This is a genomic window from Variovorax sp. PBS-H4, assembly GCF_901827205.1.
GTDB lineage: Bacteria > Pseudomonadota > Gammaproteobacteria > Burkholderiales > Burkholderiaceae_C > Variovorax.
In genome coordinates, this window is the sequence record NZ_LR594675.1 from 5,152,072 (window position 1) to 5,178,423 (window position 26,352).

At 64.6% G+C, this 26,352-nt stretch carries 27 protein-coding genes; 11 read left to right on the top strand and 16 right to left on the bottom strand.

The window, feature by feature from the left end:
• Positions 1–131: 131 nt before the first annotated feature.
• Together E5CHR_RS24605 and E5CHR_RS24610 are read right to left on the bottom strand one after the other, a co-directional pair.
• Positions 132–1,055 carry an amino acid ABC transporter substrate-binding protein gene (locus E5CHR_RS24605; RefSeq protein WP_162582261.1) on the bottom strand — a complete coding sequence of 308 codons (924 nt, stop codon included), beginning with the start codon at positions 1,053–1,055 and terminating at the stop codon, positions 132–134.
• Between the two features lie 12 nt (positions 1,056–1,067).
• A complete protein-coding gene (locus tag E5CHR_RS24610) occupies positions 1,068–2,390 on the bottom strand; it encodes a dicarboxylate/amino acid:cation symporter (protein WP_162582262.1) in 1,323 nt (440 codons plus the stop codon).
• A 286-nt stretch (positions 2,391–2,676) separates the two neighbouring features.
• On the opposite strand from E5CHR_RS24610, the gene E5CHR_RS24615 reads away from it, so the two are divergent.
• Both E5CHR_RS24615 and E5CHR_RS32005 read left to right on the top strand, forming a co-directional pair.
• A complete protein-coding gene (locus E5CHR_RS24615) occupies positions 2,677–2,832 on the top strand; it encodes a hypothetical protein (protein ID WP_162582263.1) in 156 nt (51 codons plus the stop codon).
• 37 nt (positions 2,833–2,869) lie between these two features.
• Positions 2,870–2,992 carry a hypothetical protein gene (locus tag E5CHR_RS32005; protein ID WP_269474068.1) on the top strand — a complete coding sequence of 41 codons (123 nt, stop codon included), beginning with the start codon at positions 2,870–2,872 and terminating at the stop codon, positions 2,990–2,992.
• A gap of 37 nt (positions 2,993–3,029) precedes the next feature.
• Here the strand turns inward: E5CHR_RS32005 and E5CHR_RS24620 are convergent, their stop codons facing one another.
• Positions 3,030–3,392 (bottom strand): response regulator transcription factor, encoded by a 363-nt coding sequence (locus E5CHR_RS24620; protein ID WP_162582264.1) that lies wholly within the window; start codon positions 3,390–3,392, stop codon positions 3,030–3,032.
• Positions 3,393–3,412: 20 nt separating this feature from the next.
• Positions 3,413–4,297 (bottom strand): S1C family serine protease, encoded by an 885-nt coding sequence (locus E5CHR_RS24625; RefSeq protein ID WP_162582265.1) that lies wholly within the window; start codon positions 4,295–4,297, stop codon positions 3,413–3,415.
• A 233-nt stretch (positions 4,298–4,530) separates the two neighbouring features.
• On the opposite strand from E5CHR_RS24625, the gene E5CHR_RS24630 reads away from it, so the two are divergent.
• The gene (locus E5CHR_RS24630) at positions 4,531–4,881 is read left to right on the top strand and encodes an alpha/beta hydrolase (RefSeq protein ID WP_162582266.1); all 351 of its coding nucleotides are present in this window, start codon (positions 4,531–4,533) and stop codon (positions 4,879–4,881) included.
• A gap of 95 nt (positions 4,882–4,976) precedes the next feature.
• On the opposite strand, the gene E5CHR_RS24635 is transcribed toward E5CHR_RS24630, so the two are convergent.
• Positions 4,977–5,900, bottom strand: a complete 924-nt coding sequence (locus E5CHR_RS24635) for an SDR family oxidoreductase (protein ID WP_162582267.1) — start codon at positions 5,898–5,900, stop codon at positions 4,977–4,979.
• Positions 5,901–5,940: 40 nt separating this feature from the next.
• Here E5CHR_RS24635 and E5CHR_RS24640 point away from each other — a divergent pair, with 40 nt between their 5' ends.
• Positions 5,941–7,005, top strand: a complete 1,065-nt coding sequence (locus tag E5CHR_RS24640) for a CDP-6-deoxy-delta-3,4-glucoseen reductase (protein WP_162582268.1) — start codon at positions 5,941–5,943, stop codon at positions 7,003–7,005.
• Between the two features lie 59 nt (positions 7,006–7,064).
• Entirely contained in the window at positions 7,065–8,042 is a 978-nt protein-coding gene (locus E5CHR_RS24645; protein ID WP_162582269.1) for a Bug family tripartite tricarboxylate transporter substrate binding protein, read from the top strand.
• Positions 8,043–8,069: 27 nt separating this feature from the next.
• Here E5CHR_RS24645 and E5CHR_RS24650 read toward each other — a convergent pair whose 3' ends face one another.
• From E5CHR_RS24650 to E5CHR_RS24685, 8 genes are all read right to left on the bottom strand, one after another.
• Entirely contained in the window at positions 8,070–8,786 is a 717-nt protein-coding gene (locus E5CHR_RS24650; RefSeq protein WP_162582270.1) for an ABC transporter ATP-binding protein, read from the bottom strand.
• Between the two features lies 1 nt (position 8,787).
• A complete protein-coding gene (locus E5CHR_RS24655; RefSeq protein ID WP_162582271.1) occupies positions 8,788–9,558 on the bottom strand; it encodes an ABC transporter ATP-binding protein in 771 nt (256 codons plus the stop codon).
• Positions 9,559–9,575: 17 nt separating this feature from the next.
• A complete protein-coding gene (locus E5CHR_RS24660; protein ID WP_162582272.1) occupies positions 9,576–10,763 on the bottom strand; it encodes a branched-chain amino acid ABC transporter permease in 1,188 nt (395 codons plus the stop codon).
• A gap of 13 nt (positions 10,764–10,776) precedes the next feature.
• Complete coding sequence (locus E5CHR_RS24665) at positions 10,777–11,706, bottom strand: branched-chain amino acid ABC transporter permease (RefSeq protein ID WP_162582273.1); 930 nt, start codon at positions 11,704–11,706, stop codon at positions 10,777–10,779.
• A 244-nt stretch (positions 11,707–11,950) separates the two neighbouring features.
• A complete protein-coding gene (locus E5CHR_RS24670) occupies positions 11,951–13,246 on the bottom strand; it encodes a replication-associated recombination protein A (protein WP_162582274.1) in 1,296 nt (431 codons plus the stop codon).
• 68 nt (positions 13,247–13,314) lie between these two features.
• A complete protein-coding gene (gene lolA / locus E5CHR_RS24675; RefSeq protein WP_162582275.1) occupies positions 13,315–13,956 on the bottom strand; it encodes an outer membrane lipoprotein chaperone LolA in 642 nt (213 codons plus the stop codon).
• A gap of 13 nt (positions 13,957–13,969) precedes the next feature.
• Complete coding sequence (locus tag E5CHR_RS24680) at positions 13,970–16,351, bottom strand: DNA translocase FtsK (RefSeq protein WP_162582276.1); 2,382 nt, start codon at positions 16,349–16,351, stop codon at positions 13,970–13,972.
• Between the two features lie 133 nt (positions 16,352–16,484).
• On the bottom strand, positions 16,485–17,159 hold the full coding sequence (locus E5CHR_RS24685; protein WP_162582277.1) for a Crp/Fnr family transcriptional regulator: 675 nt from the start codon (positions 17,157–17,159) through the stop codon (positions 16,485–16,487).
• A gap of 166 nt (positions 17,160–17,325) precedes the next feature.
• Here E5CHR_RS24685 and trxB point away from each other — a divergent pair, with 166 nt between their 5' ends.
• The 3 genes from trxB (at position 17,326) to rpmG (ending at position 18,887) form a co-directional block, all read left to right on the top strand.
• Positions 17,326–18,288, top strand: coding sequence for a thioredoxin-disulfide reductase (trxB, locus tag E5CHR_RS24690; RefSeq protein WP_162582278.1), 963 nt, complete (start codon positions 17,326–17,328; stop codon positions 18,286–18,288).
• 180 nt (positions 18,289–18,468) lie between these two features.
• Positions 18,469–18,702 (top strand): 50S ribosomal protein L28, encoded by a 234-nt coding sequence (rpmB, locus tag E5CHR_RS24695; protein WP_086925294.1) that lies wholly within the window; start codon positions 18,469–18,471, stop codon positions 18,700–18,702.
• A gap of 11 nt (positions 18,703–18,713) precedes the next feature.
• On the top strand, positions 18,714–18,887 hold the full coding sequence (gene rpmG, locus E5CHR_RS24700; RefSeq protein ID WP_007830291.1) for a 50S ribosomal protein L33: 174 nt from the start codon (positions 18,714–18,716) through the stop codon (positions 18,885–18,887).
• A gap of 129 nt (positions 18,888–19,016) precedes the next feature.
• Here rpmG and E5CHR_RS24705 read toward each other — a convergent pair whose 3' ends face one another.
• The 3 genes from E5CHR_RS24705 to purN all read right to left on the bottom strand — a co-directional run bounded on the left by E5CHR_RS24705 (position 19,017) and on the right by purN (position 22,405).
• Positions 19,017–20,231 carry a DesA family fatty acid desaturase gene (locus tag E5CHR_RS24705; protein ID WP_162582279.1) on the bottom strand — a complete coding sequence of 405 codons (1,215 nt, stop codon included), beginning with the start codon at positions 20,229–20,231 and terminating at the stop codon, positions 19,017–19,019.
• Between the two features lie 131 nt (positions 20,232–20,362).
• Positions 20,363–21,634 carry an RsmB/NOP family class I SAM-dependent RNA methyltransferase gene (locus E5CHR_RS24710; protein WP_162582280.1) on the bottom strand — a complete coding sequence of 424 codons (1,272 nt, stop codon included), beginning with the start codon at positions 21,632–21,634 and terminating at the stop codon, positions 20,363–20,365.
• A gap of 186 nt (positions 21,635–21,820) precedes the next feature.
• The gene (purN, locus tag E5CHR_RS24715; protein WP_162582281.1) at positions 21,821–22,405 is read right to left on the bottom strand and encodes a phosphoribosylglycinamide formyltransferase; all 585 of its coding nucleotides are present in this window, start codon (positions 22,403–22,405) and stop codon (positions 21,821–21,823) included.
• 153 nt (positions 22,406–22,558) lie between these two features.
• On the opposite strand from purN, the gene E5CHR_RS24720 reads away from it, so the two are divergent.
• From E5CHR_RS24720 to E5CHR_RS24730, 3 genes are all read left to right on the top strand, one after another.
• Positions 22,559–23,740: an acyl-CoA dehydrogenase family protein gene (locus tag E5CHR_RS24720; protein ID WP_162582282.1), complete on the top strand. Its 1,182-nt coding sequence runs from the start codon at positions 22,559–22,561 to the stop codon at positions 23,738–23,740.
• Between the two features lie 28 nt (positions 23,741–23,768).
• Entirely contained in the window at positions 23,769–24,884 is a 1,116-nt protein-coding gene (locus tag E5CHR_RS24725; RefSeq protein ID WP_162582283.1) for an acyl-CoA dehydrogenase family protein, read from the top strand.
• Between the two features lie 88 nt (positions 24,885–24,972).
• Entirely contained in the window at positions 24,973–26,352 is a 1,380-nt protein-coding gene (locus E5CHR_RS24730) for an alpha/beta fold hydrolase (RefSeq protein WP_162582284.1), read from the top strand.

The following is a 26,352-nucleotide window of genomic DNA, read 5'->3' on the forward strand; positions in this document are numbered from 1 at the left end:
AAGCCAGCAGGAACTCTTTGTAGCTGCAGTCGCTCGGCGGGCGCTGTAGGTGCAGCGCTCTTGTGCAGCCGCTGTTATGAATTAGTTCTCAGTTTTAACAAAGATCTGAAGCTTGCCGTCGTTCGAAAGAGTTACTCCGCCTTGATGGCCATGGTTTGGAGGATGGTCTCCAGCTGCGGGCTCATGGGCAGGTCGATGCTGACGCCGCTCAATGGCAGCTTGCGAAGGAACCAGCGCTTGTATTGGCGTTCGATCTCCCCGTCCTGCGCCAGAAACTGAAAGGTCTCGTTGACGACCTTGGCGAGCTGCGGGTCGTTCTTGCGGTACATGATCCCGTACGGGTCATAGGACAGGAAGTCACCTACCACCTGGTACTCGCCCTGCACCTTGCCCTTGTTCTGCGCGATCAGCCCATAGAGCAGCACATCGTCGGTCGCAAAGGCATCGGCGTCGCCATTGACGACCCGCGCGAAAGACTCGGCATGATCGCGCTGCACCAGCAGGTTCATGTTGAGTTTGAACTTCTGCGACAACGCCTGCAGGGTTTGCTCGTTCGTGGTGCCGCGCGTGACTGCCACCTTGCGGCCGCCCAGGTCCTTGAAGTCGCGGATCGGCGCTCCCTTCTTCACCAGCAGCTTGGTGCCAGAGACAAAGATCGTGGGCGAGAAGGACACCCGCTTCTGGCGTTCAAGGTTGCTGGTGGTGGAGCCGCATTCCAGGTCGACCTGGCCTTTTTCCACCGCATCGATGCGGGACTCGGAGGTCACCGGCGCCCACCTGATGTCCAGGCTCTTGTGAACCGCCTCCTCGATGGCGCCCACCAGCAACTTGCACAGCTCGACGGAGTAGCCGATAGGTTCGTTGCGCGGCGAGAGATAAGAGAACGGGATGGAGGACTCCCGGTACCCCAGGGTGATGGCGCCGGCATCGCGAACCTTTGCCAATGTCCCGGTCAACGCGGTCGGCGCGGCGGGCGTAGGCTCCGTCTGAGCGCGGGCGAGCGCCAGCAGCAATCCCAGCGCCACGACAAGCGATGACCTGAACAAGAACTTCATGGCACACACCTTTCAGGCATGCACCGGATGCGCCAGTGTTGCGGCGCTCTCGGCATCGAGGGCCTTCTCGTTCGCCACTGCGTCGCTTTCGGACAGCAGCTCGCCCTCCCACTTGGCTACCACTGCCGTTGCGATCGAGTTGCCCACTGCGTTGGTCGCCGAACGGCCCATGTCCAGGAATGTGTCCACGCCGAGGATCAGCAGCAGGCCTGCCTCGGGAATATTGAATTGATTGAGAGTCGCCGCAATGACCACCAGCGAGGCGCGGGGCACGCCGGCCATGCCTTTCGAGGTCAGCATCAGGATCAGCAGCATGGTGATCTGAGTGCCCAGCGGCAACTGGATGTCATAGGCCTGGGCGATGAAGAGCACCGCGAACGTGCAGTACATCATCGAGCCGTCCAGATTGAAGGAATAGCCCATGGGCATCACAAAGCTGGAGATCTTGCGCTTGACGCCGAAGCGGTCCAGCGCATCGAGGATCTTGGGGTAGGCGGCCTCCGAGCTGGCGGTGGCGAAGGACAGCAGGAACGCCTCCTTGATCAGCACCAGCAGCTTGAGAACGCGCGGTCCCAGGAAGACAAAGCCGGCCAGGATGAGCGCGCCCCATAGCACGAACAGGCCCAGGTAGAAGTCGCCCATGAAGACGGCGAACTTGAGCAAGATCTCGAGCCCATTGACCGCCACCGTGGCTGCCATTGCAGCCATGACGGCCAACGGCGCGAGCTTCATGACGTAGCCGGTGATCTTGAGCATCGCATGCGACAGCTCGTCGATCGCGTGGATCAAGGTCTTCGCCTTGTCGCCCAGCGACGCCAGCGCGACGCCGAAGAACATGGAGAACACGACGATCTGGAGGATCTCGTTGTTGGCCATTGCCTCGGCAAAGCTCTTGGGCACCAGATGGCTGACGAAGTCCTTCAAGGTGAATTTGGAGGTGGCGAGATTGGCCGAGGTGCCGATGTCGGGCAGCGGCAATCCGAGGTTATGGCCGGGTTGCAGCAGGTTGGCCATGATCAAGCCCAGCACCAGGGAAACGAGCGACGCCGTAATGAACCAGCCCAGCGCCTTGCCGAAGACGCGCCCAACGGAGGACGCGTCGCCCATGTGGGCAATACCCACCACCAGTGTGGAAAACACCAGCGGACCGATCAGCATCTTGATCAGGCGCAGGAAGACGTCCGAGAAGATGGAGATATAGCCCGCGATCTGCGTGGCCGTCTTCTTGTCCGGAAAATTGATGAAGACCATGTAGCCGATGAAGATCCCGATCACCATCGCGATCATGATCCATGCCGCAGGGGGCAGGCGCTTCTTCGTGGCAGGGCTGGTCATCGGATGTCCTTTCTGGAGATCAACGAGCTGAACACGATCCGTGCCGCGCAAGATCCATGCGCGTGCACGTCAGCACGCGGATGATTTGCCCGACGGCCCCGTTTGTCCAGTCCCGCCAGACGGACGTCGCCGATCGGGGACTCAAACGAACTGTCAGCCGATGCCGACGTCCATCGGCCGGATGCGGCGGACACGCGCTGCGCCCTCGAACCGACGACGCGCCGCGCTCCCAGCCGCTGGCTTCACGCATCCGTTGCGCATACACCTGCTTCATTGGAGGCACGTCATGGACAAGATCATCCTGGACTCGGCGAGCGACGGCCGCGGCTATGAATGCCTCGGGTTGCGAGGCTCGCGCATTCTGACCCGCAGCCATGCAGAAGCCTGCTTCTGGCATTCGCTCGGCTATGTCGTGCTTCACTATTCGAACTGGACAACGTGAGTCCCGAGTGCGCCCATCGTCTTCAGGGAGAACAACCATGCTGATCGTCATGAGGACCGTCCCGCGGGCGCAGGATGCGCGCCTGGTGATCGCGTGCATACGCGCCTGCATCTGGGCGGCGATCGAGGGACGCCCCTTCTGTCCGCTGCGCCAGGACTAAGGCAGGTGGCAAGCGGCCACGTTGGGCCGGCTTTTACCTAAAGATGAAGCACGCCGAGCCGCGCTGCCTGCGCGACTGCATCAGTCCGGCCGGTGGCGTCGAGCTTGTCGATCAGCGACCCCACGTGGAACTTGGCGGTGTGTACCGAGATGCCGAGACGCCGCGCAATGAGCTTGTTCGATGCGCCTTCGGCCACCAGCGCCAGCACTTCCAACTCGCGCCGAGTCAGGGTCGAGTCCATTGCCTCGCCTCCCTGCGCGGCCTCTGGCAGGACCACGGCTACGTCGGCAGACTCGCCGCGCTCAGCCACACGGAGGTCGGGCGCCGCGGCCAGCGCGGCGGCGAGGCGCTGCGACAAGGCCTCGTCGTCGATCTCGAGGGCCACCACGATCGGCTTCATCGCACCATTGTGGACCGCGCTCAGGCCGCCGGTCTCTCGCCCACCCTAAGCCGCGCCTCCACTGCCTCGCCAGCGCGGCGCAGCGACAGCACGAGCACGGTCCCTACGCTCGCCGGACCCAAGGCGCGCAGCAGCAACGGCACACTGCGAATCGGCTGTCCGTTCATTGCCACGATGACGTCGCCCTGCAGAACCCCGGCGGCTGCACCCGGCCCCTGCTCGGCCACGCTCATCACCATCGCGCCAACACTCCCGGCGTCCACTCGCACCGGCTGCAGGCTCAGGCCAAGGTAGCCGCGCGGCATGTGGCCGTGTGTCATCAGTTGTGCGGCTACGCGCTCGATCGTCGCGGCGGGAATGAGCAGCACGCGCCGTCGAGGGCCGAACACTGCCATGCCCACGGGCTGGCCCTTGGCATTGAGCACGACGCCTCCTTCGGCGCCGAGCCTCAACCGCATGTCGAGCTCGATTCGCGCGTCGATCTCGCCGCCGCGCAGGCTGCGCCACGCTGGCCCGGCCAGCGAGACCAGGCCGCCCGCCACCAGCGGCAGGCCTTCGCGGGCGCCGATCGCCAGGACCATCTCGCCGGCGCGCAGCGGCTCGACATCGAAGACCACCGGCGGCGACGCCACGCCTTCGCAGCGCAGCAGCAGTACATCGGTGGAGGGATCGCGCCCTGCCACCTTGGCCGCCACAGTCGCACCGCCGGGCAGCACGAGTTCGGCCTCTTCGTCCTCCGGCAGTCCTTCTTCGGAGCTCACGACCCATCCGGGCCGCCAAACGAATCCGCTGGCGCGCGCGTGGCGCGTCTGGATGGCGAGCACAGCGGGCGAGACGGCGCTCACCGCGTCAGCCATCGCGGTCGACACCCGATCGAACGGCGACGGGGAAGAAACATTCGACATCGCGACTCCTTGAATGCTCACCATTGTCGAAAGGCCACCGCCGCCTGCCTACTGCCCGGTTGGGCAGGCGGGCGCTGCCACAGAGTTCTCACATGCTGCGAAGACGCCATGGCGCCGCGGGCGTTGCCACCATTGTTTCCAGGCTGCGAACACCGCGGTTCAAAGAGCAGTGATTTTTCGAGGGCCGCTTGTCCCAAACTAATCCCCATCGACAACCATCTGAAGGACCCGAAATGAAAGCCTCGAAACTCATCGCTACTGCCGCTCTCTCGCTCCTGGCCGTCGCCGGGGCGCAGGCGGAAACCTACGAAGGCGTGCACCCGTTGACCTCCTCGGCAACCCGCAGCGAAGTTGCCACGCAAGCGGTCACCGCCGCCCGCACCGGTAACCTCTATGCCGATGGCGCCAGCGCCGGCGTGCAGTCCTTTGCATCCACCGCGGATCGCTCCCAAGTGCGTGCTGAAGCCGTTGCCAAGGCCCACGATCCGTTCGCGAGCCTTGACCGCCGTGCCTTCTACCGCGACGAAGTCCCCGCCGCGTACAAGAAGCCGAAGGTATCGTTCACGCGTCAAGCTGGCCTTTGAGCCCTGGACCCGTAAGCGCGAAGAGAAGAAGACGGGCCTGAGGGCCCGTTTTTTTTTGCCGCGTGCTTGCGCAACGGAGGCTGACCGCGCTTTTTTCAGGCCAGCAGCCCAGTGGCAACGGTCGGATGCCGCAAGCGGACCCGCAGTTCCCGCTTGAGCCGCCGGTTATCCAGCCGGCGCGACTCGCTCATGAAGCTCATTTGCGACAAAGGCAACTGCGCCCGGGCTTCCTCGCGCGAAATGCGTGGAGGGCGCGGCAGGCCGTAGAGATCGGCCGCGAGGTCGATGTAGTCGCCGATCTTGAGCTCACTGTCGTCGCAAACATGAAAGACGCGCTGCGGCCCGCCACGCCACAGCGCCGCTACGCAGGCGCGGGCCAGATCGTCGGCGTGGATGTGATTGGTGTAGACGTCGTCCTCGGTGCGTAGCACCGGCGTGCGCTTGTGCAGCCGCTCGCGCGGGGTACCGCCTTCGCGATTTGCCGCGTAAATGCCGGGAATGCGCAGGATGCGCGTGGCGACCCCGGCGCGACCCAGCCAGCGCACGGCACGTTCCGCATCGACGCGGCGGTGCGCCCGGGCCGTGTCGGGCCGCACGGCGCGCGTCTCGTCGATGCGTTCGCCCCCGCAGTCACCGTAGACGCCGCTGGTCGAACCATAGACGAATGCAGCCGGCTGCGTGCGAAGGCGCAACGCGCGTACCAACGAAGCGGTGCGATCGTCGCGCCACCAGCGCGCGCCTTCGACCCGCGCAGGCGGAGCGAGGTGCAGCACGCGCGTAGCCAGGCCCGAGAGGCGGCGCAGGGTGGCGGGCCGGTCGAGATCGGCCACGATCGGCGTGAGGCCGGCCTCCCGCAGCGCGACCACGCGGTCGGGTGAGGAGGTCAGGGCCATCAGCCGCACGCGGCCGCGCAAGGCGCCTGCCGCCCGCAGGCCGACATCGCCGCAGCCGACCAGGAGCACGCGCTCGCGGCGAAATCGGGTAGGCCTGCTGCCGATCGGGCTGTTGAATGCGGGCAAAATTGCTTTCCCTTTGCTGAACAAGAGTCGAAGAATACCCATGACGAGCGCAGCGCCGGACGAGGCGGGCTTTCACATCACCGTCGAGCCGAGTGGACGGCATTTCACCGCACACGCCGACGAAACCATTCTCGCGGCCGGCATCCGCCAAGGCATTGGCCTGCCGTATGGCTGCAAGGACGGGGCCTGTGGCTCCTGCAAGTGCAAAAAACTTTCGGGCACGATCACGCTGCGCGCGCATCAAAGCAAGGCGCTGAGCGCGGAGGAAGAGGCAGCGGGGTTCGTGCTGACGTGCTGCGCGACGGCACGCAGCGACGTGGTGCTCGAGTCGCGCCAGGTGACCGACGCCAATGCGTTCCCGATCCGCAAGATGCCGGTGCGCGTGCAGTCCATCGTGAAGAAATCGCACGACGTCGTCATGCTGCGCCTGCAGCTGCCAGCGGGAGAGCCGCTGCAGTTCCATGCGGGCCAGTACGTCGAGTTCATCCTGCGCGACGGCACGCGGCGCAGCTATTCGATGGCGAACGCGCCGCACACGCTGGGCGAGCCGGGCACCGGCATCGAGTTGCATATCCGGCATTTGCCGGGCGGCAAGTTCACGGACCATGTGTTCGGCGCCATGAAAGAGAAGGAAATCCTGCGCATCGAGGGACCGTATGGCAGCTTCTTCCTGCGCGAGGACTCCGACAAGCCGATGATCCTGCTGGCCTCGGGCACCGGCTTCGCGCCGATCAAGGCACTGCTGGAGCACATGAAGTTCAAGGCGATCGACCGGCCGGCCGTGCTGTATTGGGGCGGGCGGCGGCCCGAAGACCTGTACATGGACGATTGGGTACGGTCGGCGATGCAGGCCATGCCCAACTTGCGCTACGTGCCTGTGATCTCGAATGCGGTGCCGGATGACGACTGGCGCGGACGAACCGGCTTCGTGCACCTCGCAGTCATGGAGGATTTCGCCGACCTGGCCGCCCATCAGGTGTACGCCTGCGGCGCGCCCATCGTGGTCGAATCCGCGAAGCGGGACTACGTCGAGCAGCGGGGATTGCCGGAAGACGAATTCTTCGCGGATGCGTTCACGACCGAGGCAGACAAGGCGCTGCCTTGAGCAAAGAGAGGGAGTAATACGGAGGCCTCGCCGCTTCGAGTCCACGCACAATCGGGTCCATGAAAACCAGAGACTTCCTCCTCACTCTCCTCGCCTCCACGGCCCTCCTCGCCACCACCCACGCCTCGGCCCAGTCGCCCCAACACCCGATCCGCCTGATCGTTCCCTACGCCGCTGGCGGCCCGATCGACGTCACGGCCCGCGTGCTGGCCGAGCGGGTCAAGGACACACTCGGCCCGGTCATCATCGACAACAAGCCGGGTGCTGGCGGCAACATCGGCGCAGACGCGGTGGCAAAGGCTGCACCTGACGGGCTCACGATCGGCATTGCGGCCACCGCGACCAACGCCGTCAACCCTTGGCTGTACAGCAAGATGCCCTTCGACGCCGCTACCGCCTTTGCGCCCATTACGCAGATGGTGCGAGTGCCCAACGTGCTGGTGATGAACGCGGACACCGCGCAGCGTCTGAAGATCAACAACCTGCGCGACCTGATCGCCTACGCCAAGGCCAACCCCGGCAAGCTCAACTACGGCAGCGGCGGCAACGGCAGCGCCGGCCACCTGGCGGGCGAGATGTTCAAGAAGGAAGCCGGCATCTTCGCCGTGCACATCCCCTACAACGGCGGCAACCCGGCGCAGCTCGCGCTGCTGTCGGGCCAAGTCGACTTCAACTTCGACAACCTCGCGACCGCCGCCCCGAACATCCGCTCGGGCAAGCTGAAGGCGATCGCGGTGACCACCGGCGAGCGCAGCAGCGCACTGCCCGAGGTACCGACCGTCGCCAGCACACTCAAGGGCTTCGCCATCGACACGTGGTGGGGACTGGTGGCGCCTGCCGGCACGCCGACGTCCGTGCTGGACAAGCTCAACCGAGCCTTCGTCGCAGCGCTCAACGCGCCCGAGACCAAGACGCGCTTCGCTTCCCTGATGGCCGAGCCGGTCGCGAACACGCCGGATCAGTTCGGCGCTTTCATGAAAAGCGAACTCGCAAAATACGAGAAGGTGGTCAAGGCCACCGGCGCCAAGGTCGATTGACCGGCCGGGCGAGGCCTTGAGAACGCACTACTCCCCCAGATACGCGGCGCGTACCTTCGGATCGCTCAGCATCACCTTGGCATCCCCGCTCATGGTGATCAGCCCCGACTCCATCACGTAGCCGCGATCGGCCAGCTGCAGCGCGCGGCTGGCGTTCTGCTCCACCAGCAACACGGTGACGCCCTGGTCATAGACCTGCTTCACCACCTCGAAGATCTTGTCGACCATGATCGGCGACAGGCCCATCGAGGGCTCGTCGAGCAACAGAACCTTGGGACGTGCCATCAGCGCGCGGCCCATGGCGAGCATCTGCTGTTCGCCGCCCGACATCGTGCCGGCCAGTTGCGTGGCGCGCTCCTTCAAACGCGGGAAGGTGGCGAACACGCGGTCGATGTCCTTGGCGATCTCGGCCTTGTCCTTGCGAATGTAGGCGCCGATCTGAAGGTTCTCCGTGATGGTCATGCGCGTGAACACGCCGCGCCCCTCGGGCACCATCACCAAGCCTTCGCCCACCAGATCCCAGGCGCCCCGCCCCTTGATGCTCTTGCCGAGGAATTCGATGCTGCCAGCGATAAAGGGCAAGGTTCCGGTGATGGCCTTCATCGTGGTGGTCTTGCCAGCGCCGTTGGAGCCGATCAGCGAGACCAGCTCGCCTTCGCGCACTTCGAAGTCGATGCCCTTCACCGCCTGGATGCCGCCGTAGGCGACCTTCAGGCCGCTCACTTTCAAAAGCGTTTGTGCCATTTCAATGTCCTCCCGTGCCGAGGTAGGCCTCGATCACTTTTTCGTTTCTCTGAACGTCCGCCGGCGTGCCTTCGGCAATCTGCTTGCCATAGTCGAGTACCGTCACACGGTCGCACAGGCCCATGACCAGCTTCACGTCGTGCTCGATCAGCAGGATGGTGCGGTCGTCCTTGCGGATGCGGTCGATCAGTTCGCGCAGCAGCACCTTTTCGGTGGCATTCATGCCAGCTGCAGGCTCATCGAGCGCAATCAGTTGCGGGTCGGTGGCGAGCGCCCGCGCGATTTCAAGCCGCCGCTGGTCGCCGTAGCTCAGCGTTCGCGCCTTGAAGTCGGCGTACTTGGCAATGCCCACGTAGTCGAGCAGCTCGTAGGAGCGCGTGGCGATCGCCTCTTCCTCCGCCTTGAAGCGGCTCGTGCGCAGCATCGCACCCAGCACGCCCGACTGCGTGCGCACATGGCGCCCGACCATCACGTTCTCCAGCGCCGTCATCTCCGAGAACAGGCGAATGTTCTGAAAGGTCCGCGCAATGCCGGCCTTAGCGACCTCGTGCACGGCGGTGGGCTGGTAGGGCTTGCCGCCCAGCTCGAAGCTGCCGCTGTCCGGCGTGTACAGGCCGGTGATGACGTTGAAGAAAGTGGTTTTGCCGGCGCCATTGGGACCGATCAGCCCATAGACCTGCCCGCGGGCGATCTTGATGCCTACGTCGGACAGTGCCTGCAGGCCGCCGAAGCGCTTGGAAATACCGCGGACGTCGAGGATGGTGTCAGTCATGCTGGTGCTCCTCTCGTTCACGGATTAATGGACATGGGGCGCGAGGCAGCACCGGGGAGCTCGTCGGCAGGCGTCTCGATGCCTGGCGCGGCGGCAGGCATGCCGGATGTCGGCGCGGGCGCGGCGCCCCTGCGCTGCAGCGACTTGCCGTGTTCCGGCGAAGGCCAGAGGCCACGCGGACGTACCAGCATGATGACGATCATGGCCAGCGCGATGAAGAGCTGGCGCAGGATGGACGCATCGAGCCGTCCATCGGTCATGGCCTGAAGCGGCGCCGCCACGTAGCGCAGCACCTCGGGCAAGGCAGCCAGCAGCACTGCGCCCAGGATCACGCCGGGCAGGTGGCCGATGCCGCCCAGCACCACCATGGCGACGATCATCACCGACTCCATCAAACTGAAGGACTCGGGCGAGACGAAGCCCTGGAAGGCGGCAAACATGGCGCCCGAGACACCGCCGAAGCTCGCGCCCATGCCGAAGGCCAGCAGCTTCATGTTGCGCGTGTTGATGCCCATCGCCTTCGCGGCGATCTCGTCCTCGCGGATCGCCATCCAGGCGCGGCCGATGCGCGACAGCTGCAGGCGGTGCGAGATCACGATGGTGATGAGAACCAGGGCGAGGAACAGGTAGTAGTACAGCGAGACCGAGGAGATCGAGTAGTCGCCCAGCTTGAGCGCCTTGCCGAGATTGAGGCCCCAGAAATGCACCGGATCGATGGCTGTGATGCCCTTGGGCCCGTTCGTGAGGTTGAAGGGGTGGTCCAGGTTGTTGAGGAACACTCGGATGATCTCGCCGAAACCCAGCGTGACGATCGCGAGGTAGTCGCCGCGCAGCTTCAGCGTGGGTGCACCGAGCAGCACGCCGAACAGCGCGGCAAGCCCGAAGGCCGCCGGGACCACGAGCAGCAGAGAGCTGTGCAGGCCATTGGGGAACATGGCCTTGATCGCCGGGAAGGTGTCCGTCAGGTGCGGCGATCCGAGCAACGCAAAGAGGTAGGCCCCGATGGCGAAGAAGGCCACATAGCCAAGGTCGAGCAGGCCGGCGTAGCCGACCACGATATTCAGACCCAGGGCCAGCAGCACATAGAGCAGCGCGATATCGGCAATGCGCACCCACGCGTTGCCCTGGCTCTGCAGCAACAGCGGCAGCGCCAGCAGGGCGATGGCCGCAATCGCGACGTAGACAATCTTTTTCGTGTCTTTCATGGCGCGTCCTTCCTCAGGCCCGGTCCGCCACCCGCTCGCCGAGCAGGCCCGAGGGTCGCAGCGTAAGCATGATGATCAGCACGATGAAAGCGAAGATGTCGCTGTAGTGGCTGCCCAGCACGTCGCCGGTGAGTGCGCCGATGTAGCCCGAGCCGATGGCTTCGATCAGCCCCAGCAAGATGCCGCCGACCACTGCGCCCGCCAGGTTGCCGATGCCGCCGAACACCGCGGCGGTGAAGGCCTTCAAGCCGGGAATGAAGCCCATCGCATGCTGCGCGATGCCGTAGTTGGACGCGTACATCACGCCGGCCACTGCTGCCAGCACGGCCCCGATGATGAAGGTGGCCGAGATGACCATGTCGGGCCGAATCCCCATCAGCGCCGCGACGCGCGGGTTCTCGGCCGTGGCGCGCATCGCGCGACCGAGCTTGGTGTAGTTGACCAGCCACATCAGGACCACGAGGCAAAAAGCGGTGACGCTGAGAATCATGACCTGTGTCGGCGAGATCACGGCACCGCCGACGTGGATCGGTGTGGTAGACAGGAGGTTGGGATAGGCCTTGTTGGTTGGCTTCCAGATGATCATCGCCAGCGTCTGCAGCAGGATCGACATGCCGATGGCGGTGATCAGCGGCGCCAGCTTGGGGCTGTTGCGCAGCGGCCGGTAGGCCACCTTCTCGATCGTGAAGTTGAGCGTGGCGGCAACCACGCAGGCGATAATGAGCGCGAGGATGAGGACGATCCAGCCGGGGGTGCCGGGCATCGCGGTCTGCATCCAGCCGATGATGGTCCAGCTGGTGAGCGCTCCGACCATGAGGACTTCGCCGTGCGCGAAGTTGATGAGGTTGATGATGCCGTACACCATGGTGTAGCCCAAGGCTATCAAGGCGTACATGCTGCCGAGAACCAGACCGTTGATGATCTGCTGCAGCAAGATATCCATAGAGAATTCCCTTTTTTAATAAGACGCGCCTGGTCGGCGCCCAACGTACCCTGTGCACCGGTTCGGCGCCCTGGCTTCGCTTAGCAAAAAACCCGCCAGCATGTGTCGACGGCGGGTTTGTGGGCGGGATTGTAGTCACCGCGGATGGCCATTTCTGCACGCGGCGACGGGGGTTTTCCCGCTGGCGCGGGGCAATTGCGGGGCCCCGCGGTGCAAGGCCGTATCAGGCGCAATACATCGCTTCTCAGCGGCCCGCGTCTTCGTTGCGCTTGCGCAAATCTCGCAATTTTTCGCCGATGCGGATTTCAAGCCCGCGCTCCACCGGCCGGTAGAAGGGCTGCCGAGGCTCCAGGCCGTCGGGCAGATAGCGCTCGCCGGCCGCGAAGCCGCCTTCCTCGTCGTGCGCGTAGCGGTAGCCCCTGCCGTAGTCGAGCTGCTTCATGAGACGCGTCGGCGCATTGCGCAGGTGCAGGGGCACGGGGCGCGTGGCGTCCTGCTGGATCAGTGCGCGAACCTCGTTGTAGGCCTGATAGACCGCGTTCGACTTCGGCGCCATCGCGAGGTAGATCACGCACTCGGCCAGCGCCAGCTCACCCTCGGGCGAGCCCAGGCGCTCGTAGACCTCGGCGGCGTCGAGCGCGAGCCGAAGCGCGCGCGGATCGGCCAAGCCGATGTCCTCGCTGGCCATGCGCACCAGCCGGCGTGCCATGTAGCGCGGGTCGGCCCCGCCATCGAGCATGCGCACGAACCAGTAAAGCGCGGCATCGGGATCGCTGCCGCGCACCGACTTGTGCAGCGCTGAAATCGTGTCGTAGAACTGCTCCCCGCCCTTGTCGTAGCGGCGCATGCGCTCGCCCAGCACGCGCAACAGCCAGTCGTCGCCGATGTCGTCGCGCTTTTCGGCAGCGGCCGCGACGGAGAGGGTCTCGAGCGTATTGAGCAGCCGGCGTGCGTCGCCGTCCGCGTAGGCCACGAGCCGCTCCACTGCCTTGGGCTCGATGGCCGGCACGGCCTGGATGTCCTGCGCTCGGACGACGATCTGGCGGAGGTCTTCCTCGGTCAGCGACTTCAGAACGTAGACTGCTGCGCGCGACAGCAGCGCCGAGTTGACCTCGAAGGACGGATTCTCCGTCGTGGCGCCGATGAAGGTGAACAGGCCCGATTCCACGTGGGGCAGGAAGGCGTCCTGCTGGCTCTTGTTGAAGCGGTGCACTTCGTCGACGAAAACGATGGTGCGGCGCTGCTCCAGGCCATCGCGCGCGGTCGTCGCACGCTCCACGGCCTCGCGGATGTCCTTCACGCCGCCGAGCACGGCGCTGATGCTGAGGAACTGCGCATCGAAGGCATCCGCCATCAGCCGCGCGATGGTGGTCTTGCCGGTGCCGGGTGGGCCCCACAGTATGCAGGAATGCGGCTGACCTGATTCGAAGGCAATGCGCAGCGGCATGCCCGGGCCGAGCAGGTGCTGCTGGCCGATGACCTCGCCCAATGTCTTTGGACGCAGGCGCTCGGCCAGGGGCTGATGAGAGGTGGGAGCCATGGAAACCGTAGTGTCGCGCATCGTTGCGCGATGCATTCCGGATCGGCCCGCGGCGCGGCGCCAGCAGGCTACTGCCGGATCACGTCGGCACCGGCCGGCGCCTTGAATTGGAAAGTGCTCGAGGGCAGCGCAGGATTCACTTCGACCTTGGTGAACTTCAACACCGACCGCTGCCCGAAGCTGTCGAGAATCTCGAGCGAGGCCAGGGCGTCGCCCTGAAAGCCGATCTGGACGTTCTGCAACTGGCCGTCCTTGTTCTTCGGAGTGGCCTTGACCCATTGGAGACCGTCACGTTCGGGGACGCCCTCGAGCGTGAAATCGGCTTGCAGCGCGCGCAGGTCAGGTGCGGAGGCGATCAGGGCTGCCGGGGTCGAGCCCAGTGCCTGTGACTGCTTGCGCTGCGTGACTTGGTTGAGGTCAGCGTCGTAGAGCCAGAGCGTCTCGCCGTCGGCCACGATGCTTTGCGCAAAGGGCTTCTTGTAGTCGAACTTGAACTTGCCGGGCCGCTGGAATTCGAAAGTGCCGCTCGACACCTTGGCGCGAGAGGGCTGGCCCTCCTTCGCGGGGGCGGTCACCGTCTGCGTGAACTCGGCGCGGCCCGACTTCGCGTTCTTCACAAAGGCTTCCAGGCTTTCGATGCCGCCAGCCCGCGCGCCGCTCGCAGCAGCCAACGCCACAAAGGCAACCAGCAGTTTCTTCTTCAACAGCATCGCTGTACTTCCGTCATTCGGCACGCGCAGGGACGAGGATCTCGCGCTGGCCGCTGCCGCTCATCGCGCTCACCAGGCCTGCATGTTCCATGTCCTCGACCAGGCGCGCGGCCCGGTTGTAGCCGATCTTCAGGTGGCGCTGCACCAGCGAAATGCTGGCCTTGCGGTTTTTAAGAACGATCTCGACCGCCTGGTCGTACATCGGGTCTTTCTCGCCGCCTTCGCTGCCACCTTCACCGAGTAGATCGCCGTCGCCATCGACGGTTCCCCCTTCCAGCACCCCTTCGATGTAGTCCGGTTCGCCCTGGGACTTGAGGTAGGCGACGACACGGTGCACCTCGTCGTCGCTCACGAAGGCGCCGTGCACGCGCACCGGCAGCCCGGTGCCGCTCGGCATATAGAGCATGTCGCCCATGCCCAGCAGCGCCTCGGCACCCATCTGGTCGAGGATGGTCCGCGAATCGATCTTGCTCGAGACCTGGAAGGCAATGCGAGTGGGGATGTTGGCCTTGATCAGGCCGGTGATGACGTCAACGCTGGGCCGCTGTGTGGCGAGGATCAGGTGGATGCCGGCGGCGCGCGCCTTCTGCGCCAGGCGGGCGATCAGTTCCTCGATCTTCTTGCCCACCACCATCATCAGGTCGGCGAGTTCGTCGATCACGACCACGATGTGGGGCTCGCGCTTGAGAGGCTCGGGATCGTCGGGCGTCAGGCTGAACGGGTTGTAGATGAACTCCTCGCGCGCCTTCGCCTCGTCGATCTTGGTGTTGTAGCCTGCCAGGTTGCGCACGCCCAGCTTGCTCATCAGCTTGTAGCGGCGCTCCATTTCGGCCACGCACCAGTTGAGGCCGTGGGCCGCCTGGCGCATGTCGGTGACGACCGGCGCGAGCAAATGCGGGATGCCCTCGTAGACGGACATTTCCAGCATCTTCGGGTCGATCATGAGCAAGCGCACATCGCGCGCCTCGGCCTTGTAGAGCAGGCTCAGGATCATTGCGTTGATCCCTACCGACTTTCCGGAGCCGGTGGTGCCGGCCACCAGCACGTGCGGCATCTTCGCGAGGTCGGCAACGACCGGGTTGCCGATGATGTCCTTGCCCAGGCCCATCGTGAGCATCGACTTGCCTTCGTTATACACCTGGGAGCCAAGGATCTCGCTCAAGCGGATCGACTGGCGCTTGGCATTCGGCAGCTCGAGCGCCATGTAGTTCTTGCCGGGGATGGTCTCGACGACGCGGATGGAAACCAGCGACAGCGAGCGCGCCAGGTCCTTCGCCAGGTTGACGATCTGCGAACCCTTGACGCCGGTTGCCGGCTCGATCTCGTAGCGCGTAATGACCGGGCCGGGCGAGGCGAGCACGACGCGGACCTCGACGCCGAAGTCCTTCAGTTTCTTTTCGATCAGGCGCGAAGTCATTTCCAGCGTGTCGGCCGACACGGTTTCCTGGCGTCCCTGCGCGGCATCGAGCAGGTCCACCTGCGGCAGCTTGCTGTCGGGCAGCTCGCGGAAGAGCGGCTTCTGGCGCTCCTTGGCAACGCGGTCGCTCCTCGGCACCTCCGTCATGGCCGGCTCGATCTGCACAGGCGGCGCAGGCGGACGCCGCTTGGGGCGCGGCACGATGCGCAACTCCTCGTCAGGCGAATCCGGCTCGTCGCCCTGCTCCACGGAAGCCAGTTCTTCGCGCTCGCGCACCGCCTTCTTGCCCATCGCGATGTCTTCGGCGATCTCGCGCTTCTCGCGGCGCAATTCGAATAGCGAATAAAGGCGAGAACCGATGCGCTCGGCAATCTGGCTCCAGGAGAAGCGGAACACGAGGGCCGAGCCAATCACGCCGGCAGCGATGGCGATCAGCGCAGAGCCGGTGAAGCCCATCCATCTCACGCTGAGCGGACCGACCAGGTAGCCGAGTACGCCGCCGCCATGGCCGGGCAGGTGTGATTCGAGCCTGTAGAGGCGGGACCACTCGAGCACCACGCTGGCGCACAGCAGGAGCACCAGACCGAACCAGAAAGCCAGGCGGCTTCGATTGAAGCGGCCGCGCGGCGCTTGTTCGGCTACCGCTTCGCCGCCGCGCATCCAGCCGGCCAGCGAGGACAGCCACACGCGCAGGCCCGCCGCAAGGCACCACCAGACCGAGTAGCCGGCGAGAAAATAGCTGGCATCTGCCAGCCATGCGCCGATGCGACCGGCCCAGTTCTTGACCTCGCCCCCGGTACCCGAGGTCGACCAGGCGGCGTCCGACGGCGTATAGCTCAGCATGGCAAGCAGCCAGAACAGCAGGGCGACGAAGCCAGCGATCAGCGTGATCTCATGCGCAAATCGCATGGCGCGCGCGCGCACGGGCTGCGCATCGCCCGACGCGGAGGATTGAAGGGTGTTGAGCGAATAGGTCATGGAAGGCACCGCTGCGGGCTACCCGTAGCGGGCAGGCAGCGCACTGAAATTACAACGAATACCGACGCGGCCGCGTTGTCATCGGGGCCGGCGATGCAAAGACGGGCGGGCCGAGAGGTCGCCCGCCGGAGGCTCAAGCAAGCGATGAAAGTCGTTCCTTGACGATCATGGACCCGTCGGATTGCGTCTGAACGAAGCCTCTTTCCTCCAGGTCCTTCATGACGCGGCTGACCATCTCGCGCGATGCGCCGACCATCTTGGCCAAATCCTGGCGTGAGATCTTGTCACGCACCTTGAGGTTGCCCGCTCCATCGTCCACCGCGAATTCGAGCAGGGAGCGGGCAACGCGGCCATAGACGTCCATGAGTGCCAACGACTCGATCTTGCGATCGGCGTGGCGCAGCCGCGAAACCAGCCCGCGCATGATGTTGTATGACATCGATGAGTTCTCGGGCAGACAACGCGCGAAGGCATCACGCCCGAGCATCAGCACGTCGGTCTGGACCTCGGTGCGCACAGTGGCCGAATGCGGCTCGTCGTCAATCATGCTCATCTCGCCGATGTAGTCACCGGGGTGAAGCGTCGCGAGGATGACTTCGCGGCCGCGGCTGTCGGTACTCATTACGCGGGCGCGGCCGGTGAGGATGATGTAGAGCGCATCCGACTTCTTTCCTTGCTCGACAACCACTTCGGCGCGCTTGAAGCGCTTCTTGACAATCGCATCGGCAATGCTCGCCGACTGAGCCGGCGTCAGCGCGGCAAACAGCGGCACGCGGCGGAGCAATTCAAGATTGGACAGCATCGACATTCATCAATCCCCGGATCTACCGCGCGATTGAAAAGCTCATGCATTAATACAATCGCACGCATTGACAAGACCTCGCGCCCGGTCTTGAACCGAACGGTGATACTCCATATCTATCACCCTTGAAAATGTACACGCTGATGCAGCGTCAAACCTAGGTTTTCTACTCATGTCGTCCTCTTCACGCCACGCCAAGGTACTCATTCTGGGCTCGGGCCCTGCCGGATATACCGCTGCGGTCTATGCGGCGCGCGCCAATCTGCAGCCGATGCTGATTACCGGCATCGCCCAGGGCGGCCAGCTCATGACCACGACCGAGGTCGATAACTGGCCGGCCGACGTGCATGGCGTCCAAGGGCCGGATCTGATGCAGCGTTTCCTGGAGCATGCCGAGCGCTTCAAGACCGAGATCGTGTTCGACCACATCAACAAGGTCGACCTGAGCAACCGCCCCTTCACGCTGACTGGCGACAGCGGCACCTACACCTGCGATTCGCTGGTGATCGCCACAGGTGCATCAGCCAAGTACCTCGGGCTCGACTCGGAGCAGCACTTCATGGGGCGCGGCGTCTCGGGCTGTGCGACATGCGACGGCTTCTTCTACCGCGAGCAGGAAGTGTGCGTGATCGGCGGCGGCAACACCGCAGTCGAGGAAGCTCTCTATCTCTCGAACATCGCGAGCAAGGTCACGCTGGTACATCGTCGCGACAAGTTCCGCGCCGAACCGATCCTGATCGACAAGCTTCACGAGAAGGTCAAGGAAGGCAAGATCCAGCTCAAGCTCCACAGCACGCTGGACGAGGTGCTCGGCGACGATTCGGGCGTGACAGGCATTCGGCTGAAGAACACGCAGACCGGAGCAACCGAGCAGGTCGACCTCAAGGGCTGCTTCATCGCGATCGGCCATCACCCGAACACCGACATCTTCCAGGGGCAACTGGAAATGAAGGACGGCTACATCCTCACCCGCTCGGGCTTGCAGGGCTTCGCGACCATGACCAGCATTCCGGGCGTCTTCGCCGCGGGCGACGTACAAGACCACGTATACCGTCAGGCGATCACCAGTGCCGGTACCGGCTGCATGGCGGCGCTGGACGCCCAACGCTTTCTGGAGCAGGACGGAACACTCTGAGGCCCTGCACGCAGCCGCTGACGCTATAATCCGAGGCTTTGCCGAATCGAGCCCTATGCATTGCTGGGTCCGAAACGTCGGTAAGCCGGGATACCGCCACCCGATTCTGGCGAGGTCAAGCTGCAACCCACCCACGCAATCCTTGCGACCGGGTGCCAGCTGTTCAAGAAAGAGTTCTTCATGGCACGCGTATGCGAAGTCACGGGCAAGGGCCCGATGGTCGGAAACAACGTTTCCCACGCCAACAACAAAACCAAGCGCCGGTTCCTCCCGAACCTGCAATATCGCCGCTTCTTTGTCGAGAGCGAAAACCGCTGGGTGCGCCTGCGTGTTTCCGGCGCTGCGCTGCGCCTTATCGACAAGAAGGGCATTGACGCCGTGCTCGCAGACCTGCGTGCGCGCGGCCAAGCTTAAGGAGCTGAATCATGGCAACGAGCAAAGGCGGACGCGAAAAGATCAAGCTGGAATCCACAGCGGGTACCGGCCATTTCTACACGACGAGCAAGAACAAGAAGACGATGCCTGAAAAGATGTCGATCATGAAGTTCGATCCCAAGGCACGCAAGCACGTCGAATACAAAGAAATCAAACTGAAGTAATTCGACCTATTTCTTCGATGAAGCCCGCTGATCCAGCGGGCTTTTTTTGCGCCTGCATTTAACAGGCTCACAAAAAAGCCGGCTCAAGGGCCGGCTTTATCTACGGGACAGGCGCCCGAAATCCAAACGTCAGGTGCGGGCAGCACGCAACCGTGTGGAGAAGTCACGCAATCCCGCAATGCCGCTGGCTTCAGCCCGATGGCACCAGGCAGCCAGATCGGCGGCCAGTTGTTCACGCGACTGGGAGGTATTGAGCCAGAGCTGGCGCAGCTCTTCACGCATCGTCACCATCTTGTCAAGAACCGGGTGGGCCGCACGGGCCTGCACAAGGTTTGAACGAACGGTGACCGGCACCTTGTCGTCGTCGCGATGCAACCAGCGCTTGGCAGCCTTCAGCGCAGACAGGTCGGCACCCTTTGCCTTGAGCAATACCAGTTCCTGCTTGGTGGCGCGGCGCATCTCACGGGCGTAGCCGGCCATCACTTCGTAACGGTTAGCGATGACCGCTTCCAGCGTCTTCTCGTCGGCCACGGGTCGGATATCGCCCAGCTGCATTTTCGGAGGCAGCTTCTTGACCTTGGCCCAGCCGATCTTCTGCATCAGGCTGATGTAGACCCAACCAATGTCGAACTCATACTTCTTGACCGAAAACTTGGCAGACGTGGGATAGGTGTGGTGATTGTTGTGCAGCTCTTCGCCGCCGATGATCAGGCCCCACGGCATGATGTTGCGGCTGGCGTCGGGCGCCTCAAAGTTGCGATAGCCCCAGTAGTGGCCAATGCCGTTGATGACGCCGGCCGCAGTGATCGGAATCCAGAGCATCTGGACTGCCCATACCGCCAGACCGAGCGCGCCGAAGAGCGCCAGGTTTAGCACCAGCATCAGCCCCACGCCCTGCCAGCTGTAGCGGGAGTAGAGATTTCGCTCCAGCCAGTCGTCCGGCGTGCCGTGGCCGTAGCGGTCCATCGTCTCCTTGTTCTTCGACTCGGCACGGTAGAGCTCGGCGCCACGCCAAAATACCTCGTCGATGCCTTTGACCTGCGGACTGTGAGGGTCTTCATCGGTTTCGCACTTCGCGTGGTGCTTGCGATGGATTGCCACCCACTCCTTGGTGACCATGCCGGTGCCGAGCCAGAGCCAGAAACGGAAGAAATGAGAAGGAATCGGGCCTAGATCCATGGCCCGGTGCGTCTGCGTGCGGTGCAGGAAGATCGTGACCGCAGCGATGGTGATGTGCGTGGTGAACAGCGTGTACAGCACGATCTGCCACCACGTGAGATCCCACAGGCCGTTCCCGAGCCAGTCGATGGCCGCGCTCAGGAGGGCAGAGTCAGGAAGCAACATTGAGTTCGGTACTCCATGGCCGCACGAAGGTGCAGCCTTCAGGTAAGTGCCGATTTTAAAGGGTGGGTCTCCAAAAAGGGGGCTAAATCCTTGATCTGTAACAAGTATTAGGCTGCCTTTGGGGTTTGGTCCTACTTTCGCTGCCAAGCAGCGGCGAAGAAGCCGTCGGTGGCATGAAGGTGCGGCCAAAGCCGTAGATAGCGTGCGCCAGCTTCGCCGCCAGCGCAGAGGGTTTGGGGATCGGCCACCTTCAGGACGCCGAGCAGCGGCGCGATGTCCAGCGGCGCGAATTCCGGATGAGCGGCGCCGAAGGCCTCGGCGATGGCCTCGTTCTCCTCCGGCAGCACGCTGCAGGTCGCGTAGATCAAGCGCCCCCCGGGCTTCACCAGCCGCGCGGCACTCTGGAGGATCGAGGCCTGCTTGGCGGTCAGCTCCTCGATAGCCTTTGGCGACTGCCGCCACTTGAGATCCGGATTGCGGCGCAGCGTCCCCAGGCCGGAACAGGGCGCATCCACCAGCACCCGGTCGATCTTCCCCGCCAAGCGCTTGATACGTTCGTCGCGCTCATGGGCGATCGCCGCCGGATGCACGTTCGACAGCTTGCTGCGCGCCAGCCGCGGCTTGAGCGCGTCGAGCCGGTGTGCCGAGGTGTCGAAAGCGTAGAGCCGCCCGGTGCTGCGCATGGTGGCGCCGATCGCGAGCGTTTTGCCGCCCGCACCAGCGCAGAAATCGACCACCATTTCGCCGCGCTTGGCGTCGAGCAGCAGCGCCAGCAGTTGCGAGCCCTCGTCCTGCACCTCGACGGCGCCCCGTGCGAAGGCGTCGAGCTTGGCAAGCGCCGGCTTGCCCTCGAGGCGCAGTCCCCAAGGGGAATAGCGGGTAGCGGTGGCCTGAATGCCGGCCAGCGCCAGTTCCTTTTGTACGTCGGCTCGCTTGTCGGTCAGCGCATTGACCCGGAGATCCAGCGGCGCGGGCTGCTGCAGGCTTTGCACCAGCGGCCAGAAGCCGTCGCCCAACTGCGCCTTCAACGGCGCCACCAGCCATTCCGGCAGGTTGTGGCGATGGCGCTCCAACAAGTCGTCGGGCCTCACGGCATCGCACTGGTCGAGCCAACGCTTCTCGACGTCGCTGAGGGCGCTCTTGAGGAAGTCGCGAGGACCGTGAAAGCCAAGAATGGCCATCCGCCTCTCTTTCGGTCCGCTGCCCGAGGGCGACAGGTGGTCGAACAGCAGCTTTTTGCGCAGCACGGTGTAGACCGTCTCGGCCAAAGTGGCACGCTCGCGCGGTCCCAGTTCGCGATGGTCGCGGAAGTAGCGGGAAACGACCTGGTCGGCAGGATGTTCGAATTTGAGGACCAGGCCGACCAGGTCGGCGCAGGCCTCGAGAAGGGCTCTGGGGTGCATGTCGCGATTGTCTCAGCCGGCTGCGCGCGTCCAGACGATTCGGACCAGGTGAACGCATGCCGGCTGCGCAGTCCCGCCCATGGCGCAATCGAGATCGTAGGGGCTCCCATTGACGTCTGCAGCGGCGACGACCGAAGCGAACAGTCGAAAAAATGATTCGGGGCTTCCCCGCAACGGGGGGAACGGTCAGCTTGTTCCTGCCAACCAGCTTGCAATCGCCTGCGGGTAAACCCGATGTTCTTGCGTCAAAACCCGAGCAGCAAGAGTCGCCGGGGTGTCGTCGGGAATGATCGGCACCATGGCCTGGGCCAGGATTGCCCCATGGTCGAGTTCCATCGTCACCTGGTGCACGGTCAGCCCTGCCACCTTGCAGCCCGCCTCGATAGCGCGTCGATGCGTGTGGAGCCCCGGAAAAGCCGGCAACAGCGAAGGGTGAATGTTGAGCAGGCGCCCTTCATAGCGGGCCACGAAGCCCGGCGTGAGGATGCGCATGAACCCAGCCAGCACCACCAACACAGGCGCATGCGCATCGATGGCCTCCGCGAGCGCTGCATCGAAGGCCTCCCGGGTGGCGAAATCCTGGTGCGGGACCACGGCCGTGGCGATGCGCGCCGCCTGCGCGAGCCCAAGGCCGCCGGCGTCCGCCCTGTTGCTGATCACCGCAGCCACTCGCGCCCCGAAGCGCCGCGCCCATTGCTCGCGCTCGGCGGCGCGCACGATGGCGGCCATATTGGAGCCACTGCCGGAGATCAGGATCACGATGTTCTTCATGGGAGGCGGGATTATCTTTGCTGCTGGCTTCCCCCCGGTCGCTTTGTCTCCACGCGGACAGGCCAAACAAGCACGACCGTGCTAAAAACAGCCGGTTCGACAGATCAGAGTGCGCCGCCTTCTCGGCGCCCTACCCACACAGCGAGGCAACGCATGGATTTGAGCTTCACGCCCGAGGAACAGAAGTTCCGCGAAGAGATTCGCGCCTGGGTCAAGGACAACCTTCCTCAGGACATTTCCCACAAGGTGCACAACGCACTGGAGCTGACGCGCGACGATATGCAGCGCTGGGCCAAGATCCTCGGGAAGAAAGGCTGGCTGGGCTACGGCTGGCCCGTCCAGTTCGGCGGCCCAGGCTGGACCGCCGTGCAGAAGCACTTGTTCGAGGAAGAGACTGCGCTGGCCGGCGCGCCGCGCATCGTGCCCTTCGGCCCCGTGATGGTGGCGCCGGTGATCCAGGCATTCGGCAACGCCGAGCAGCACAAGCGCTTCCTGCCCGGCATCGCGAGCGGCGAGGTGTGGTGGAGCCAGGGCTACAGCGAGCCCGGATCGGGCTCCGACCTGGCCTCGCTCAAGACCCGGGCCGAACGCCAAGGCGACAAATACATCGTCAATGGCCAGAAGACCTGGACCACGCTGGGCCAGTACGGCGAATGGATCTTCTGCCTCGTGCGCACCAGCAGCGAGGGCAAGCCGCAGACCGGCATCAGCTTCCTCCTGATCGACATGAAGTCACCGGGCGTCACCGTGCGCCCGATCAAGCTGATGGACGGCGGCCACGAGGTCAACGAAGTGTTCTTCGACAACGTCGAAGTGCCGGCCGAGAACCTGATCGGCGAGGAGAACAAGGGCTGGACCTACGCCAAGCACCTGTTGTCCCACGAGCGCACCAACATTGCCGACGCCAATCGCGCCAAGCGCGAGCTGGAGCGCCTCAAGCGCATCGCCAAGCGCGAGGGCGTGTGGGAAGACCAGCGCTTCCGCGACGAAATCGCCAAGCTCGAGGTCGACGTGATCGCGCTCGAGATGCTGGTGCTGCGCGTGCTTTCGGCCGCGACCTCGGGCAAGAATTCGCTCGACATCGCGGGCTTGCTCAAGATCCGCGGCAGCGAAATCCAGCAGCGCTACTCCGAACTCATGATGCTGGCGGGCGGCCCCTTCGCGCTCCCACTCATTCGCGAAGCCATGGCCGCGGGGTGGCAGGGCGACTTCCCCGGTGGCCATCCCGAGCTGGCGCCGCTGGCCACCACCTACTTCAACATGCGCAAGACCACCATCTACGGCGGCAGCAACGAAGTGCAGCGCAACATCGTCGCCCAGACCGTCCTCGGTTGAGCGCGACACAGCAGGAAGGAACGAGACGATGGACTTCAATTTCAGCGACGACCAGCAGCAGCTTCGCGACGCGGTCGCCAAGTGGGTTGAAAAAGGCTACGCCTTCGAGCGCCGCCGCGCCTTCGAGGCGGCTGGCGGCTTCTCGCGCGAGGCCTGGGACGAATTGGCAGCGCTCGGCCTGTGCGGCCTCTACATTCCCGAGGACGAAGGCGGCCTGGGCATGGGCCCTGTCGAAGGCATGGTGGTGATGGAAGAGCTCGGCCGCGGCATCGTGCTGGAGCCGCTCGCTCAATCCCTCATCGCCGGCGCAGTGCTCGCCGGCCACGCCGACGAGGACACCAGGAACAACTGGCTGCCGCGCATTGCCGGGGGCCAGGCCCTGGTCGTGCTGGCTCATCAGGAGCGCAAGGCGCGCTATCGGCTCGATGTGTGCGCCGCGACTGCGACGAAGGACGGCGACGCCTACCGGCTGAGCGGCACCAAGAGCCTGGTGCCGGCCGGCGACGAGGCCGATGCCTTCATCGTGCCCGCTCAGCTGGACGGAACGATCGCGCTCTTCCTCGTGCCACGCTCCGAGGACGGTGTAGCCGCGCGCGGCTACGGCACGCAGGACGGCAGCCGCGCAGCCGAGGTGGTGTTCGACAAGGCCGCCGCCACGCTCGTCGCGAAGGACGGACTGCCGGTGCTCGAGCACGCAGTCGACATCGGCATCGCGGCCACCTGCGCCGAGGGCGTGGGTGCGATGGACAAGACCCTCGCCCTCACCGTGGAATACATGAACACGCGCAAGCAGTTCGGCGTGCCGATCGCCGGCTTCCAGGCGCTGCGCCATCGCGTGGCCGACATGAAGATGCAGCTCGAGCTGGCCCGCTCCATGAGCTACTACGCGGCGCTCAAGCTCAACGCCCCGGCCGCCGAGCGGCGCCAGGCGATGGCCCGCGCCAAGTACCAGTTGGGCTTGGCCATGCGCTTCGTCGGGCAGCAGTCGGTGCAGCTGCACGGCGGCATCGGCATGACCGACGAGTACATCGGCAGCCACTACTTCAGGAAGCTGACCCAGCTCGAAATGGTGTTCGGCGACAGCCTGCACCACCTCGGCGAGGTATCGTCACGCATGCAGGACAGCGCCGGCGTCTTTGCATGACACGCAGGGCTGCTGTCTTTTTCGCGATAGCACGCCGCGCCCGCCAGCCCTGTGCTGGCGGGCGCTTTCTCATTGCGCAGGAGCTTCCATGCACACTCGCCGACACCTGATCGCCCTCAGCCTCGCAACGACCATGCTCGCCGCCTGCAGCTCCGTGCCTCCCATGACCGATCGTCCGCCGATCGTCTTCATGCATGGCAACGGCGACTCCGCGGCACTGTGGCAAACCACGCTGTGGCGCTTCGAGTCGAATGGCTGGCCGCGCGATCGGCTGTTCGCACCCGACCAACCCTTCCCGCTGGCGCGCGACGACGACAGCGTCGCGCAGCCAGGGCGCAGTTCCACCGCGGAGTCTGCAGCGTTCCTGAAAGCCGAGGTCGAGCGCGTGCTGAAGGCCACGGGAGCGCCCAAGGTGGTGCTGGTCGGCAACTCGCGTGGCGGCAACACGATCCGCAACTACGTGCAGAACGGCGGAGGCAACCAAGTCGTGAGCCATGTGGTGCTGGGCGGAAATCCGGCGCACGGCATCTGGGCCGTGAAGGGCCTGCGCGAGGGCAGTGAGTTCTCGGGCCTGAGCCCTTTCCTGCAGCGGCTCAATGCACCCAAGAATGCGGCCGGCGATGAAGTCACGCCGGGCGTGAAGTGGTTGACCTTGCGTTCGGACAACAACGACAAGTACGCGCAGCCCGACGGGGTCTGGATCGGCGCCAAAGGCACGGCCACGCACATCGGCTTCGACGGGCCGGCGCTCAAGGGGGCGACCAACATCGTGCTCCCCGGCGTCGACCACCGCGAAACCTCCTTCTCGCCTGCGGCCTTCGATGCGACCTGGCGCTTCCTGACCGGGCAGGCGCCACGAACGCTGCAGCCCGCGGCGGAACCCACCGTCACGCTGTCGGGTCGCGTCACCGGCCTCGGTCTCGATCCTCTCGATCCATCCAGCGGCGCCTTCGCCAACAACCTGCCGCTGACCGGCGCGCGGCTCGCTGTCCATGCCGTCGATGCCGCGACGGGCGTCCGCCGCGCTGTGCCCGCCTGGGAGCAGACCATTGGTGCGGACGGCCGCTGGGGCCCCTTCACCGGGCAACCGACAGCCGCGTACGAATTCGTGCTGAGCGCCCCGGGATACGCCACCACCCACATCTACCGCAGCCCATTCCCGCGATCCAGTGCCGTGGTCCAGCTCCGGCCCGAACGCCTTGCCGAAGCTGACCGCGATGCCAAGGCCGTGGTCATCTTCACGCGGCCGCGCGGCTACTTCGACCTCCAGCGCGACGCCGTCAGTTTCGACGGGAAGCGCGAACTGCCCGGCGTGCCGCCGCTGGGTGCCGGCGTATCGAGCTCGAAGCTGAAGCTTGCGAGCGATTCGCCTCGCAGCATCGCTGCCGAATTCAACGGCGAGCGGGTCGCGGGCCAGAGCTGGCCGGCCGCGCAAGGCCATGTCAGCGTGCTCGAACTGACCTACTGA